Annotated in this window: 14 protein-coding genes and 2 tRNA genes; 9 read left to right on the forward strand and 7 right to left on the reverse strand. The window is 40.0% G+C overall.

Annotation, left to right across the window (positions count from 1 at the left end; translation table 11 throughout):
• Positions 1-2: 2 nt before the first annotated feature.
• The 4 genes from AOM43_RS12195 to ung all read right to left on the reverse strand — a co-directional run bounded on the left by AOM43_RS12195 (position 3) and on the right by ung (position 3,550).
• Positions 3-1,265 (reverse strand): ArsB/NhaD family transporter, encoded by a 1,263-nt coding sequence (locus tag AOM43_RS12195; RefSeq protein WP_059360484.1) that lies wholly within the window; start codon positions 1,263-1,265, stop codon positions 3-5.
• A 7-nt stretch (positions 1,266-1,272) separates the two neighbouring features.
• Positions 1,273-1,512, reverse strand: a complete 240-nt coding sequence (locus AOM43_RS12200) for a hypothetical protein (RefSeq protein WP_013924083.1) — start codon at positions 1,510-1,512, stop codon at positions 1,273-1,275.
• Positions 1,513-1,584: 72 nt separating this feature from the next.
• Positions 1,585-2,760, reverse strand: coding sequence for a TraB/GumN family protein (locus AOM43_RS12205; RefSeq protein WP_006340735.1), 1,176 nt, complete (start codon positions 2,758-2,760; stop codon positions 1,585-1,587).
• A 73-nt stretch (positions 2,761-2,833) separates the two neighbouring features.
• Positions 2,834-3,550 carry a uracil-DNA glycosylase gene (gene ung / locus AOM43_RS12210; RefSeq protein ID WP_006340734.1) on the reverse strand — a complete coding sequence of 239 codons (717 nt, stop codon included), beginning with the start codon at positions 3,548-3,550 and terminating at the stop codon, positions 2,834-2,836.
• Between the two features lie 331 nt (positions 3,551-3,881).
• Between ung and pyrH the strand changes: the two genes are divergently transcribed.
• The 7 genes from pyrH (at position 3,882) to AOM43_RS12245 (ending at position 8,301) form a co-directional block, all read left to right on the forward strand.
• Positions 3,882-4,610: a UMP kinase gene (gene pyrH / locus AOM43_RS12215; RefSeq protein WP_013924082.1), complete on the forward strand. Its 729-nt coding sequence runs from the start codon at positions 3,882-3,884 to the stop codon at positions 4,608-4,610.
• 18 nt (positions 4,611-4,628) lie between these two features.
• Positions 4,629-5,180, forward strand: coding sequence for a ribosome recycling factor (gene frr / locus AOM43_RS12220; RefSeq protein WP_006340731.1), 552 nt, complete (start codon positions 4,629-4,631; stop codon positions 5,178-5,180).
• Between the two features lie 94 nt (positions 5,181-5,274).
• Positions 5,275-5,349, forward strand: a tRNA-Glu gene (locus AOM43_RS12225).
• 10 nt (positions 5,350-5,359) lie between these two features.
• Positions 5,360-5,431: transfer RNA gene (locus AOM43_RS12230), tRNA-Lys, on the forward strand.
• A gap of 163 nt (positions 5,432-5,594) precedes the next feature.
• Complete coding sequence (locus tag AOM43_RS12235) at positions 5,595-6,158, forward strand: UvrB/UvrC motif-containing protein (protein WP_013924081.1); 564 nt, start codon at positions 5,595-5,597, stop codon at positions 6,156-6,158.
• Positions 6,145-7,209, forward strand: coding sequence for a protein arginine kinase (locus AOM43_RS12240; RefSeq protein ID WP_006340729.1), 1,065 nt, complete (start codon positions 6,145-6,147; stop codon positions 7,207-7,209). The genes AOM43_RS12235 and AOM43_RS12240 overlap by 14 nt, the downstream gene beginning before the upstream one ends.
• 6 nt (positions 7,210-7,215) lie before the next feature.
• Positions 7,216-8,301, forward strand: coding sequence for a CDP-glycerol glycerophosphotransferase family protein (locus AOM43_RS12245; protein ID WP_059360486.1), 1,086 nt, complete (start codon positions 7,216-7,218; stop codon positions 8,299-8,301).
• Here the strand turns inward: AOM43_RS12245 and AOM43_RS12250 are convergent.
• Entirely contained in the window at positions 8,298-9,278 is a 981-nt protein-coding gene (locus AOM43_RS12250; RefSeq protein ID WP_059360490.1) for a KamA family radical SAM protein, read from the reverse strand. The two genes, AOM43_RS12245 and AOM43_RS12250, sit on opposite strands and share 4 nt — an antisense overlap.
• 89 nt (positions 9,279-9,367) lie before the next feature.
• Between AOM43_RS12250 and AOM43_RS12255 the strand changes: the two genes are divergently transcribed.
• Complete coding sequence (locus tag AOM43_RS12255; RefSeq protein WP_059360492.1) at positions 9,368-10,333, forward strand: histone deacetylase family protein; 966 nt, start codon at positions 9,368-9,370, stop codon at positions 10,331-10,333.
• A gap of 82 nt (positions 10,334-10,415) precedes the next feature.
• Here AOM43_RS12255 and AOM43_RS12260 read toward each other — a convergent pair whose 3' ends face one another.
• A complete protein-coding gene (locus AOM43_RS12260; protein WP_006340725.1) occupies positions 10,416-10,769 on the reverse strand; it encodes a hypothetical protein in 354 nt (117 codons plus the stop codon).
• 448 nt (positions 10,770-11,217) lie between these two features.
• On the opposite strand from AOM43_RS12260, the gene AOM43_RS12265 reads away from it, so the two are divergent.
• A complete protein-coding gene (locus tag AOM43_RS12265; RefSeq protein ID WP_059360494.1) occupies positions 11,218-12,558 on the forward strand; it encodes an alanine/glycine:cation symporter family protein in 1,341 nt (446 codons plus the stop codon).
• Here AOM43_RS12265 and AOM43_RS12270 read toward each other — a convergent pair.
• Positions 12,555-13,553 (reverse strand): hypothetical protein, encoded by a 999-nt coding sequence (locus AOM43_RS12270; RefSeq protein WP_036746024.1) that lies wholly within the window; start codon positions 13,551-13,553, stop codon positions 12,555-12,557. The genes AOM43_RS12265 and AOM43_RS12270 overlap by 4 nt on opposite strands.
• Position 13,554: the final 1 nt, after the last annotated feature.

A 13,554-nucleotide genomic window follows, 5' to 3' on the forward strand; every position in this document is an offset into this window, starting at 1 on the left:
ATTTATGCCCATATCATCCAAAGCACGATTGCAGCGGGAATTACAGCACAGGCTGTAAATTTAATTCCTATGGGAACGTAATCTCCAAAACTGACGGGTTGCCCTTTTTTCTCTAAAATCCCCACAGCAACGATATTGGCAGCAGCTCCTATGGGGGTAATATTTCCTCCTAGGCATGTACCGATCAATAATGCAAACATAAGAAATGGAACGGATATTTGATTGATTTTAGCGAGATCCATGACAACTGGAATTGCGGCGAGTAAAAAAGGCACATTATCCACAAACGCCGATACCAGAATGGACAAGCCAATGATCACGATAAAAAGAATGACCTTATTTTCTCCTAAAACAGAGGATAGTCCCTTTGCTGCAACATCCATCCATCCTGCTTTTTGAACAGCGCCCACTAAAATAAACAGGCTTGCAAAAAAAAGAGTGGTCTTCCAATCGATATTCTTCAACATCTCTACAACAGGAATCCACCGGGGTCCTGTCCAAAACCATAGCATCCCAATTAAGGCAAGCCCCATCGCCGCAATTCCCGCCAACCATGACACTTCTTTATCGATAAAAGAGCCTAGAGCCAAGATGACGATTAAAAGAACGAGCAACAAAGTGGGGATCCACGATCGCACGGTTTCAACAGGAATTAGCTTCACCTGCTTCTTTTCATCTTTAAGGAGATACCAGGCATATAGAAGGGCCCCAATTGCACCAGCTTGTACAATAAAAAAAATGCTGGGTTTTCCCTGATAAACGAAAAAGTCGTTAAATGTCATTTTCATGTACCCTCCCATGATCATACTCGGAGGATCGCCAATTAATGTCGCAGTCCCCTGCAAATTCGAAAACATGGCAAGTAAAACCATCGGCTTAAAGGCGGAAATACGCAATTTTTCACATAAGGTCATGGCTACAGGGCCCACCAATAAGACAACGGCGACGTTTTCGACAAACATGGAAATGAAGCTTGCAAGAATAAAAATGCTCATCAATGCGGTTCGTGCATTACTAGAACGATCTACTAACCATTCGGAAACCACTGCGGGTACGCGCGACAGCAAAAATAATTCCGCTAAAATAAGCGTCCCTAAAAATAGGCCAACCACATTCCAATTGACGAGTTCAAAAAAAGCGGTATCCCATGAAATTTGCCCAAGAACAACGAGAGCCAGCGAGCCCAAAAGACCCACTTCCGCTTTTCGATTTGGGAAAAGAACGAAAAAAAAATAACAAACAGCAAAAAGAATCAACGCAATCATAAAATATTTACTCTGCCGCTTTTTTTTGCTGAACTTCATCTTCAGAAAATTCTATTTCTGATCCATCCTCTCTCTCTTGCTTTTCGGCTTCTAAATAGTCTTCGTAGTACTCGTAGGGATTTATTTTTTTGGCATTTTCTTCCCGAATTTTCTCACAAAGTTTGCAGTCGGAATAGACAGGTTGTACGGATAGCAAACTGATAAGAAATGTAAAAACGCATGCTTTGAGATCAGATAAGCCAGACATATTTCCTCCTTGGCGGATTGATTTATGTCCGACTTATCCCATTTTTTGAAATTCAACAAAAGATTTTTTGTTCTATATCGAGTGAGAGAGAATCCAAGCACTCGTAATAAATGTGCCTAAAGAACTACCCAAATTCGCTAAAATCACCACTAATAAAACACGCGTTACAGGATTTGTCCAAAAGCCTTTTAAAGAAGTAATGGCAGAAGGAACATTTTCAAGATCAGCAACAGTGGGGCGTTTCACCCAAGCTTGGACAAGACCTGCAATCCACCCCGCAGCAATCATCGGATTTAAGCTGGTAAAGGGAGCCGCGATCGATGAAGCAATAATCGCTAAAGGATGGCCAAAAGCAAGTGCTGTTCCAGCTCCAGCTAAAAGGGCGTGGCTCGCAACCCATAAATAAATGGATTGGATCGACTTTTCTGAAGCCCCTGAGAGAAAACCGTAGAGAACTAAACCAACGAGTAACGCTGAAAATCCCCATTTAAAATAAGTTGGCCATTTTGAGGGTGCAGGTACCTCTTCCAATTCTTTTAAAGAGGTTTCATGGTGAATGTGTGTTAAAATACCAGGCACATGTCCAGCTCCGACGACTGCAACAACTGTTTTTCCAGGAGCTGTTCGAATTTTTTCAGCTAAATACCAGTCCCGTTCATCAATGACTTTTTCTTTTGCTTGCGGGAACTCTTTTGCAAATTCGTGTAAAGCACTTTCAAGATTTTCAGGATTTTTTAATTCTTCAATCGACTGTTGATCGATCTCTTCTGCTAAGAAAAAACCAGACAGCAGGTGTGCGGTTGCTTTCATTTGATTCCAAAAATTCAAATTTCTCCAAACACGCTTAATGGTCACTTCAACCGAGCGATCAGCTAAAACAAGCTCTGCATTTAACTCATTAGCTAAACGTGCCCCTTCAAGCATTTCAGCTCCCGGTTTTACCCCAAGCTGCTGACCGATTCTCTGATAAAAACCACTCATGATCAAGTGCCCCATCAAGTAGAGGGCTTTCCCTTTTCGAACAACTTCGAAAAGATCCATCTTCTTCCAGGCATCTTGCTGATTAAGCGATTGATAACGAGAAGGACAAAGTTCGATGCAAACTGTATCGGGTCGCAATTTTTCGATCGTGTCACGCACATCTTGCACGCTCTGAGCAGAAACGTGAGCTGTACCGACGAGATAAATGTCGCGTCCTTCAAGTGCACAATGTTGAACCGAAGATGGGAGATCTTGCAAAGAAATCATGTAAATCGTTCTCCAAATAAAAAATGGTATAAAAGAACATTATACCACACTCTATTAAGAAAACGAAAAGGATTTAAACAATTTTCCAATCAATCGGAGTTAAATGATGTTTTTCTAGCCACTGATTTGTTTTCGAAAAATGATGGCATCCAAAAAAACCTTGGTGCGCTGAGAATGGAGAAGGATGCGCAGCTGTAAGTACCAAGTGTTGATTGGGATCTTGCAAATTCTTGAAATGTTCCCATTTTTTCTGAGCCCATTTGCCCCACAAAATAAATACCATTGGTTTTTTTTGAATGAGTAAAGCTTTTACGATAGAATCGGTAAATTGCTCCCAACCTCTGCCTTCGTGAGACATAGGCTCTCCTTGTCTAACCGTCAGGGTTGCATTTAATAACAGAACGCCCTGTTTGGCCCAATGTAATAAGCAACCATGTGAGGGTGCAGGAATTCCGAGATCTTCAGCTAATTCTTTGAAAATATTTTTCAGGGAAGGGGGTTGGGGAATCCCTTCTGGAACACTAAAACTCAATCCGTGCGCTTGCCCAGGACCGTGATAAGGATCTTGTCCAATAATGACCACTTTCACTTGATCAAATGGTGTATTCCAAAGTGCATTGAAAATTAAATTTTTTGGAGGATAGATCTGCGCCCCCATGGCCCGTTCTTTTTCTAAAAAAACAGCAAGCTCCAAGAGATAAGGTTTTTTTAACTCTTCCTCGAGAGCTTTTTGCCAGCTTGACTCAATTTCAAAAGGTAACATGGAAAAATTAGATTGCATAACTTGCATGAATGTTTACTCGTTAAAAAAATGAGCCCTAATTTTAAAGGCAAGGCACAATTTACACAAGAATCGAATTGCTTAAATGAAATCTTCCAGGGGTCCTTCCTCTTTAACCAAAAGAATTGCTTCTCTTAAAATACACGAAGTAAAGACAGATAAATTGTAACTAATGCCGTTTTCATTTAAAAAAGACTTTATGCATATGCATTTCATCTTAATGTCATTTGATTTTTGTCTCATTTTGCTTCATTCTGAACTTGCAAATTCTCAAATCAAGCTTTACACTCACTTATTCAGCTTTAGCTAGATGACAAACAACTATTAAGCGGACTATTGCATGGATATACACACTAATAAACATAAACGTATTCTTTTGAAACTTTCTGGTGAGATTCTGATCGGTCCAACAAAATTTGGAATCGATTATGCAGCCTGCCAATCTGTTGCGCACTCTCTGAAAAAAATTCACGATAATCAACATGAGCTAGGCATTGTGATTGGTGGAGGAAATATTTTTCGAGGAATCAACTTAAAAGAACTTGGCATGCCACGTACCCCGTCCGATCATGTCGGCATGCTTGCCACTTTAATGAATGGAATTGTCCTACAACAGGCTTTGGAGTCGATCGGATGTCAATCAAAAGTAATGTCTGCGATCGAATGCCCTCAAATTGCCTCCTCCTACCGCTGGAGTGATGCCACAAATTTGCTCAAAGAGGGTAAAATTTTGATTTTTGTGGGGGGTACTGGCAATCCCTACTTTACCACAGATACGGCTGCCGCATTGCGAGCCAGCGAGATTCAAGCAGATGTTTTACTTAAAGCCACTAAAGTGGACGGCATTTACAACAAAGACCCTATCAAGCATCCAGATGCGGTCAAATATGGAAAGATGAGCTACTCGCAATTTCTTGCAGAAAAACTGGAAGTCATGGATGCTACATCCGTTGCATTGTGCCGAAATAATCATATCCCTATTCTCGTTTTTAATATGCAGCTACTAGAATGCGGTCAAATTAATATCGCCTCTTTAATAGAAAAAGGCACGTATGTTGAAGAACATTAAATTTAAGGAGCACTCAAAATGAGTACAGTCAAACAAACTAAAGAAAAAATGGAAGCGGCCTTAGAGCATTTAAAAAATGATCTAAATAGCATTCGCACAGGTCAAGCTAATCCTGGGATGTTGGATGGGATTACGGTTGAAGTCTATGGCAGCCAAATGCGTCTGCGAGATATCGCAACCATTAACAGCCCAGAAGCTCGCCAACTACTTATTACACCTTTCGATGCTGGGACAGCAGGCGCGATTGGAAAATCGATTGAAAGAGCCAACTTAGGATTTATGCCGATTGTGGATGGAAACGCTGTGCGTATCAAAATTCCTCCAATGGATGAATCTCTCCGTAAAGAGATGGCTAAGCTTTGCCATAAAAAACAAGAAGAAGCCAAAGTTGCAATTCGCAACCATCGTCGCGATGCAAATGATTTGGTTCGTAAGCAAAAAGCAGCGGGAGAACTCCCTGAAGATCAAATGAAAAAACAGGAAAAAGAGATCCAAGAATTGACAGATAAATATTGTAAATTAGCTGATGAAATAGCGGCAAAAAAAGAAAAAGAGATTTCAACGATTTAAAAATGCTTGCGCAAAAATATGACGTCCGGTAAGATAGTTTTCTTTAAGTTAAGGGCAAGTGACCAAGTGAAACAAGCCCTAGACTGTGTCCCCTGGCCCCATCGTCTAGTCAGGTCTAGGACACCGGATTTTCATTCCGATAACAGGGGTTCGAATCCCCTTGGGGTCAAAACATTCAAGAGTCTTTAGCTCAATGGTAGAGCACCTCACTTTTAATGAGGGGGTTGATGGTTCGAGTCCATCAAGACTCATTTTTTTCTTTCTTATCCCCACTTTACTTTTATTCTTTTGATTTCCTATAGTGAGCTTGATTCTTCTCACTAAGAGGGATCCCTTTTCCATAATTTTTTTAATCCTATATGTCGATGTTTTATCCTTCATAGGTCTGCATCCATATTAAAAGTGAAAACCATCATGGCAGAAAAAAAGAATCAACTCTTTCCCGGTAGAGAACCAGAACGCCCCCTCGAATGCACAGAATGTAAAAAACCGATAGCGGTACGTTATACCGAAATTATCGGAAACAGCATTAACAATATCAGCATGTGTGCAGATTGCCCCGAACTTAAGAAAAAGCTCTACGGCGTTCAAAGCCATAAAGAAGGCGGCGTAAGTGTCGGAGATGGAGGCGCCAATTTAGCTTGCGGAAATTGCGGTACAACATTAGAAGAAGTTCGCATTGGTTCCCGTATGGGCTGTAGCACATGCTACGATGTGTTTGGAGAAGCTCTTTTAGCCGACATGGTGAGCTCTAATAAAATTCCAGCGCGTTTAGCGAGCAATAAAAAATCAATCCCCTTTCACATTGGTCGTACCCCACAAGAAGCCCCCATTATTAATTCTTCTTTGCGCTTATTAGCTCTGAATGAAGCATTGAACGAAACGTTACAACGTGAAGATTATGAACAAGCAGCCTTGCTGCGCGATCAAATTAAAGAGCTCACTAAAGATGCGGAGGAAGGCCATGACGAAAAATAGTGATTTTCTGATCCAACAAAAGAAACCATGGGCCAATAACCACAATACGATTTGGTTAGCGACAACGGCAACCTTAAACCGAAATATCGAAAAATTTAAATTTCCGATCAAGCTCTCTTCTGAACAGAAAAAACAAATTATTTCGCTGGTTAGTCACGATCTTTTGCAATCTAACCAAATCACAGATCCCGTCCTTATTCGTTCGGAGGAACTTGGTCCATTGGAAAAAGAATTCCTCGTGGAGCATTTTTTATCTGAAGAAGGATATCAACAAGCGCACGGTGGAGAAGCTTTCATTGTTGAAGCTTCGGGAGAATTTTTGCTTGCCCTTAACGTTAAAGATCATATGCAGTTCACCTGGATCGATTGCCAGGGAGAAATTGAACAAATATGGACTCGCTTAGTTAAGCTAGAAAGCGCATTAGGAAAAGTTGTGACTTATGCTTTTTCTCCTAATTTTGGTTTTCTTACCACTGATCCAAGTCAATGTGGAACCGCTCTAACCGTTACGGTCTTAATACAACCCTCAGCACTTATTCAAACAGGTGAAATCAACGAAATCATCGCACGCCTAGGAAATGAAACCTTAACCATTACAAGCTTACAAGGCAATCCAAACGAAATTATTGGGGATCTCATTGCTATCCGCAATCGCTACACACTTGGCGTAACAGAAGAAAACGTGATCGCATCCCTCCGTTCTTTCGTGACCAAACTGATCGTCGAAGAAAGCACGGCCCGTATGCACTTGCATCAACAAAAAAATGCGGAAGTCATGGATCGTGTCAGCCGCGCTTTTGGTGTTCTGGTACACTCCTATAAACTAGAAGCTATCGAAGCTCTAAACGCAATCAGCCTGTTAAAGCTCGGAGCCGATTTGGGATGGCTAACAGGTATCACCATTGACAAATTGAATGAACTCTTTTTCTCTTGCCGAAGAGCTCATCTCCTATTTCAATATGGGGATGAAAAAATTCCTCAGGAAGAAATTCCGCACAAACGTGCAGAATTTGTTCATCAAGCATTAAAAAACGCAACTCTAACGATTTAAACGCATATGGCTGAAGAAAAAAAAGGGGTTGGTGTTAACCCTTCTGCAAACATCCACTACACAGACCACCTCGCCGTGGTCTGTATTTTTATGGGCATTCCCCTTTTATTTATCGACGAATTAGATTACGAATTAGGCTCTAGATATTACCCAGGCCTCAACGGGCAAAAAGTGGATTATGATGCTTTTGATCCCGAATTTTTAATCGCGAATTATGATGTCTTGTTTATGTCTGATTTGTGGGATCGAAAAGCGTTTAGGGAAAAGTATTTCAGCTTGGAAATGAAGTATCAGAAAAGACTTCGCAATGTGCATTGTCCGCATGGATTTTCCGATAAAGGTTTTTACCTAAAAAAAAGTGCTAACGAGGATATAACGCTGATTTATGGTCAAAACATGCTAGATCAGCTCAAGCATTACCAGAGCTACGATAACCTAAATGCTTATGTCATCACTGGAAACTATCGCTATACTTATTATAAGAAGAACAAAGCCTTTTACGATAAAATCATCAAAGAAGAAGTTTTACATCAATTCAATCCCGATAATCCCACCATTTTATATGCCCCCACATGGCAAGATTTAGAAGAATCAACCAGCTTCTTCGATTCATCTAAACACATTTTAGAGGACCTTCCACGCGATTATAATTTGGTTGTAAAGCTACACCCTCGTTTAGAACTCGACGATACCGTCGCTTACTATCAGATTTTAGGCAAACATCAGGGCAAAAGTAATATTGTCTTCTTAAAGGATTTTCCTTTGGTTTATCCCCTTCTTGACTATGCAGATATTTACATCGGAGATATGTCATCCGTCGGATACGACTTTTTGGCATTTAACAAACCGATGTTCTTCCTCAATAAACAACAGCGAGATTCTAAAACGGATCGAGGGCTTTACTTATTTCGTTGCGGTACAGAGATTGCTCCAGAACAATTCTCTAAACTTTATCAAACGATTGAAGAGAATCTTCCAACAGATAAAGAAAAATTCGGTGCCATTCGTCAAGAGGTTTACGACTACACTTTTGGACCCGAAAAACCTTTTCCACAAATCAAAGAAGAAATTATCGCGGCCTATAATAGCTAAAACAAGGGAGTCTTATTAGGCTCCCCGGCTATTTCCCTCACATATTTGGGAACTGCATAACCGGGAAGGCTTTTCGCTATTTCCTGAATGAGCTCTTTTCCCCGTTCTTCAGAAACCTCAAAGTGCGCCCCTCCCTGGACCCGATCCAACTGATGAAGGTAATAGGGGATGATTCCGCGATTAACTAATTGATTAAAAAGTTCACATAAAACTTTAGGACAATCATTCACCCCTTTTAGCAAAACAGATTGAGTCAACAAAATGACTCCCTTTCTTTGCAGTAAATGCAAGTGATGAAAAATATGATCATCAAGCTCATTTGGATGGTTGGTATGCAAAACAAACCAAGTGATAAAAGGACGATTTTCAAACAGGTTTAAAAAGGCATCATTGATGCGTTCGGGAATCCCAATGGGGAAGCGAGTATGAAAACGGACCCGTTTCACATGCTTGATATGACTTAAGGCATCCAATAAATGGACAAGAACAGTATCCGACAGCGAAAGAGGGTCTCCTCCACTTAAAATAATCTCCTGTAATGTCTCATCCGCTGCTATTATTTCTAATTCTTTTTGAAAGCCTTTTTCTTGAACTTCATAATCAAAATTTTGTCTAAAACAAAAACGACAATTCATCACACATGCGCTTGTGCAGACGATGAGTGCTCTGCCATTGTATTTATGCAAAAGTTTTGGGGCTTTGGTAAATTGCGTATCACCGACTGGATCAAGAGTAAAGCCCGCCAGCTGTTTTTGCTCAGCTAATGTCGGAAGAAATTGCTTCAAAATCGGATCATCAAGCGTGTTTTTTTTGATTTTTTCAGCTAAACGTTTAGGAAGATTCAAAGGGAAAGAGGGGCGTTTAAAAATCTCCTGCTGAATAGAAGGATCAAGCTCGAGAAAATCAGCTAATTTTTTCCATTGAGTAAAATTTTGGCGAAGAATAATTTTCCAATGATCAGGGACTAACTTTAACACAACAAACTCACGCTAAATAAAAAAGTCATTATTTTAGCAGAATTTTGATTAAAAACCAGGTTCTTTCTAAACTTCGAAAGGAACAAGACATGCCTGCTTCACATACGCTTATTATTGAAGACGCGCGTTATCTCCAGCATTTAACGGGACCTCTTCATGTGGAATGCCCCGAACGTTTTACGGTTATCTCACAAGCCTTAGCTCTATCCGGCTTGAAAACAGATCAAAATACGCGCCATCCTCGAAAAGGCACAAAAGAGGATATCCTGCTTTGTCATAAGGAAGACTATTACCACCTGGTCCAGAATGAAGTTAAATTTGCAGAATCGAATGGGTCGTCGACATTAAGCACGGGTGATGTGAACATCTGTCCACAATCTTTTGACGTGGCTTTACTGGCCGTAGGAGGGGTTTTAACAGCTGTAGATGCTGTATTAAACAAAGAAGCCCAAAATGCTTTTTGTATTGTGAGACCTCCCGGCCATCACGCCAAAAAAGCACAGGGCAAGGGTTTTTGCTTGTTTAATAACGTTGCCATTGGCGCACGCTACGCTCAAAAAAGGGTTCCTTCTATTAAGAAGGTGTTGATTGTCGATTGGGATCTTCACCATGGGGATGGAACGCAGGATATTTTTGAGGAAGATCCCTCTGTCTTTTATTTTAGCACACATGAGCAGGGCAATTATCCAGGAACAGGAGACAACCAAGATATCGGAAAAGGACAAGCGGCTGGAACAATGCTAAATTGCCCGATAAAGGGTGGAGAAAACGCCCGCTTTGAAATCTTAAAAGCTTTCTATAAAAAATTGATTCCCGCCATGGAATCTTTTGCTCCAGATCTCGTCATGATCTCTGCCGGATTTGATGCACATTACCTTGATCCTTTAGGAAACTTTAATCTAACAGAAATAGATTTTGCAGAGCTCACCAAATTGACAAAGCAGATTGCTCATCAATATGCAGAAAGTCGCATTATTTCCGTTTTGGAAGGAGGTTATCATCTTGAAGCCCTTTCGCGATCAGCTAACGCCCATGTGGAGGCTTTAGCTCTGTAAAAGTTTGTTTGAATCAGGAAGAAGTAATTGTTAGATGTATGCGAATGGAGAGTTCTTCCTGATAAATTTCGGATATTGGTTTTCACCAATCATATTGTTCAACTTTGCGGAGAGGGCGAGAATGCTTTCCGCTGATTTGAACCAATAGCAACTCTCGATGGATTAGCTGCTTGATACTTTCTAAAGCTTCTTCAATGATTTTTTGTTCATTGAAATCCACTGTTTTTTGTTCTGGATCACAGGCTGTTGTCTGAATTTGTTCCAATTCCCACCAGTGTACTCTGATTTTTCTTTCTAAACTTGGATTAACATCCTCCATTAAGCATAGTAAACCATCAAAGTCATAAACGAAACAAGACAATGGGACATTGTTTAATTCAAATTCTTCGATTTTTTTTAGGATAAAATTGAGTTGTCTTTCATAAAAGTCGCTCACACTACCCTCGCAAAAGTTATATGTTTAAGATTTGTTATGTTATGTCTTCATTCTGATATTCAAAAATAATATAACGATCTCCCTCCTTTAAAATATATAGAGCTAATCATTCTATTTGAAGACTTTATGTTGACGATCTTATAGATTAATTAGCCAATAAAAATTATAACGATAGACTACTGAACTCTCTGATTAATGCCAATCTCTCTTGCTTGTCATATTTTGATATTGAAAAAAGTCTAAAGTTGGTTTTGGCATCCAAGCCTTTTAAAATTAAAAATCAGAACCTTAATTTAAATTGTAATTTTCATAAAGATAAAAATTGTTAACCAGGAGAAATAGTGAATCTTATTCAAAGAGAGATCCCTACTTTTGTATACCATCCTTATTTGTAAAGAATTCAATTTTATGGGATAATTGTTTTTTTTCTTTTTCCGAGGATTAGCACATGGAATTGACTTTTAAAAGTTTACTGATATTCGTGAATGAAACTTTAACCGCATTTATCATTTTTCCTTCCATTATTGTTTTAGGTCTTTACCTCACCTATCAGTTAAAATTTGTGCAAATCTCCAAACTTTCGACAAGTTTTAAACAACTTCTAAAAAAAGGGGAAAGTGAGCAAGGCAATATTAGTCACTTTGAAGCTCTTTCAGCTGTCTTAGCTGGGAATTTTGGAACCGGAAATATTTCGGGGATGGCCGTTGCTTTATCAACAGGAGGGCCAGGAGCTTTGGTTTGGATGTGGGTCATGGCATTTTTGGGAGCTGCTATTCAATATGCAAGCTGCTTATTAGCTGTTAAATACCGTGAAATCAATGCATCTGGCGAATATGTGGGCGGCCCTATGTACTATCTAAAAAATGGGCTCGGATTAAAATCCCTCGGTTTCATTTTTTCTATTTTTACCATCTTAGGCGCCCTAACTGTCGGAAACTTTGCCCAAGTGAATTCCATTTCTTTACCGCTAGCTAAAATGGGGATCCCCCCTTTATTCATGGGGATTACCATGGCTTTTCTTGTTGGAATCGTCATTGTAGGTGGCATACAACGGATTGCCAAATTGGCTTCCATCATTGTTCCATTTAAAGCAGCCCTCTATTTGGGAGGTGCCCTACTGATTCTAATCATGCACTATGAAAGCATTCCGGCAGCTTTTCAACTCATGTTTGAATCAGCTTTCGCCTTTAAACCTGCAGTGGGTGGCATTTTAGGATATAGTGTTTTAAAAGCTTTAACTGTCGGTTTTGAAAGAGGACTTTTTGCAACTGATGCCGGTACGGGTATTGTCCCTATTTTGCAAGCAAGCGCCCGTACATCGAATCCTGTGATTGATGGGATCGCCACTTTGGCCGCTCCCCTTTTAGTGATGCTAGTCTGCACAACAACAGGTCTTACTCTTTTGGTTACAGGGGCCTGGAATCAGCCTGATTTGCAAAGTACCAATATGGTCACCTACGCATTTCAAAAAGGATTAGGAAGCGATCTAGGGGCCTATCTTGTGATGGTTGCTTTAGCACTATTTGGCTACACAACAATTTTAGCATGGTCATGCTGCGCCGAAAAAGCAATCGCTTTTCTGTGTGGAGATCGTTCAACGCTGTGGTTTAAATATGTTTACATTTTACTTATTCCAGTGGGAGCTTTAGCCCAAGTCGAACTCGTTTGGATGTTAGCAGATATTTCGATTTCTCTCATGCTGATTACAAATTTAATCGGCATCGCTGGGCTATCCTCATACGTGATCGAAGATAGTCAAAAATATTTTCTCACTACACGCTCGGCTTAATCTTGATAGGCTATTTTGACTAAATCTGCAAAATCAAGCATCGTTTTGACTCGATTCAAATATGTGTGCTTGGTTTTGACTAGATCCATCAAATCATAAATTTCCTGCAGAGGCATGGTTTCAAGATGCCTTTTGGCATCATAAAAGAGTTGATAGGTATCTGCATTGTACACAATTTTGCCTTCAAACAACTCATGTACACGCTGAGAATTGGTGACGCCCATTTTCCCATAGCTAATATTTTTAAAAATTCGGCAAGGAATATATCCCACTTTTTCTTGCCATTCTCCAACAATTGTGGGAGCTATATAAGATTGGCAGATCAAATCCACAGCCTTCTCAGTACTAATACCTGTAAGTTGACTAAATTGAATTCCGTTTTCGCGGCAAGCTTGGATAAAAGGATCGAGACGGCTTTGATTGCCAAATTCTCCTCCTCCAACAGTTCCAATCCAGTAAATTGTTTTCTGAATAACTTGAGACGCAATTTTTTGTTTCATTTGCTCGATTTCATGTGGAAATAGATCGGTTGCCCAAGGCATATAGAGACATCGCTCCACCAAATCAAAATAGATGCAGGGTTCCATTTTCATTGCATCAGGCCGCTCCAGCACGCTGTCTGTATAGACTTGCAAAATCACCCAATTTTCAGGTTTTAAAGCTTGATATTTTGGCGCAGTGCAATTGTGTAAAATATACTGACAGTCATGTCTAATGGGAATATTCTGGTCTGCTTGCCCTTCCGTAATAAATAGAGAGTTGGCAAAATCGAAATTCCCCACATAATCTAGGTCATCGAACCAATAGGTTGTATAACCCAAATGTTTAAAAGCTTGATAAAAGCTGTTGTGAATATACGAATGGGTATGACTATGTAACTTATGTCCCCAAATCACGACTTTATCAAAAGCTTCTAGGTGGCTGTTTGGGAGCAAAGCTCCCAAAAGCACATAACACACACATATCACTCGTAAAATGAAAGGTGTTTTTTTCATA

Source organism: Parachlamydia acanthamoebae, assembly GCF_000875975.1.
In the GTDB taxonomy this organism is placed as follows: domain Bacteria; phylum Chlamydiota; class Chlamydiia; order Chlamydiales; family Parachlamydiaceae; genus Parachlamydia; species Parachlamydia acanthamoebae.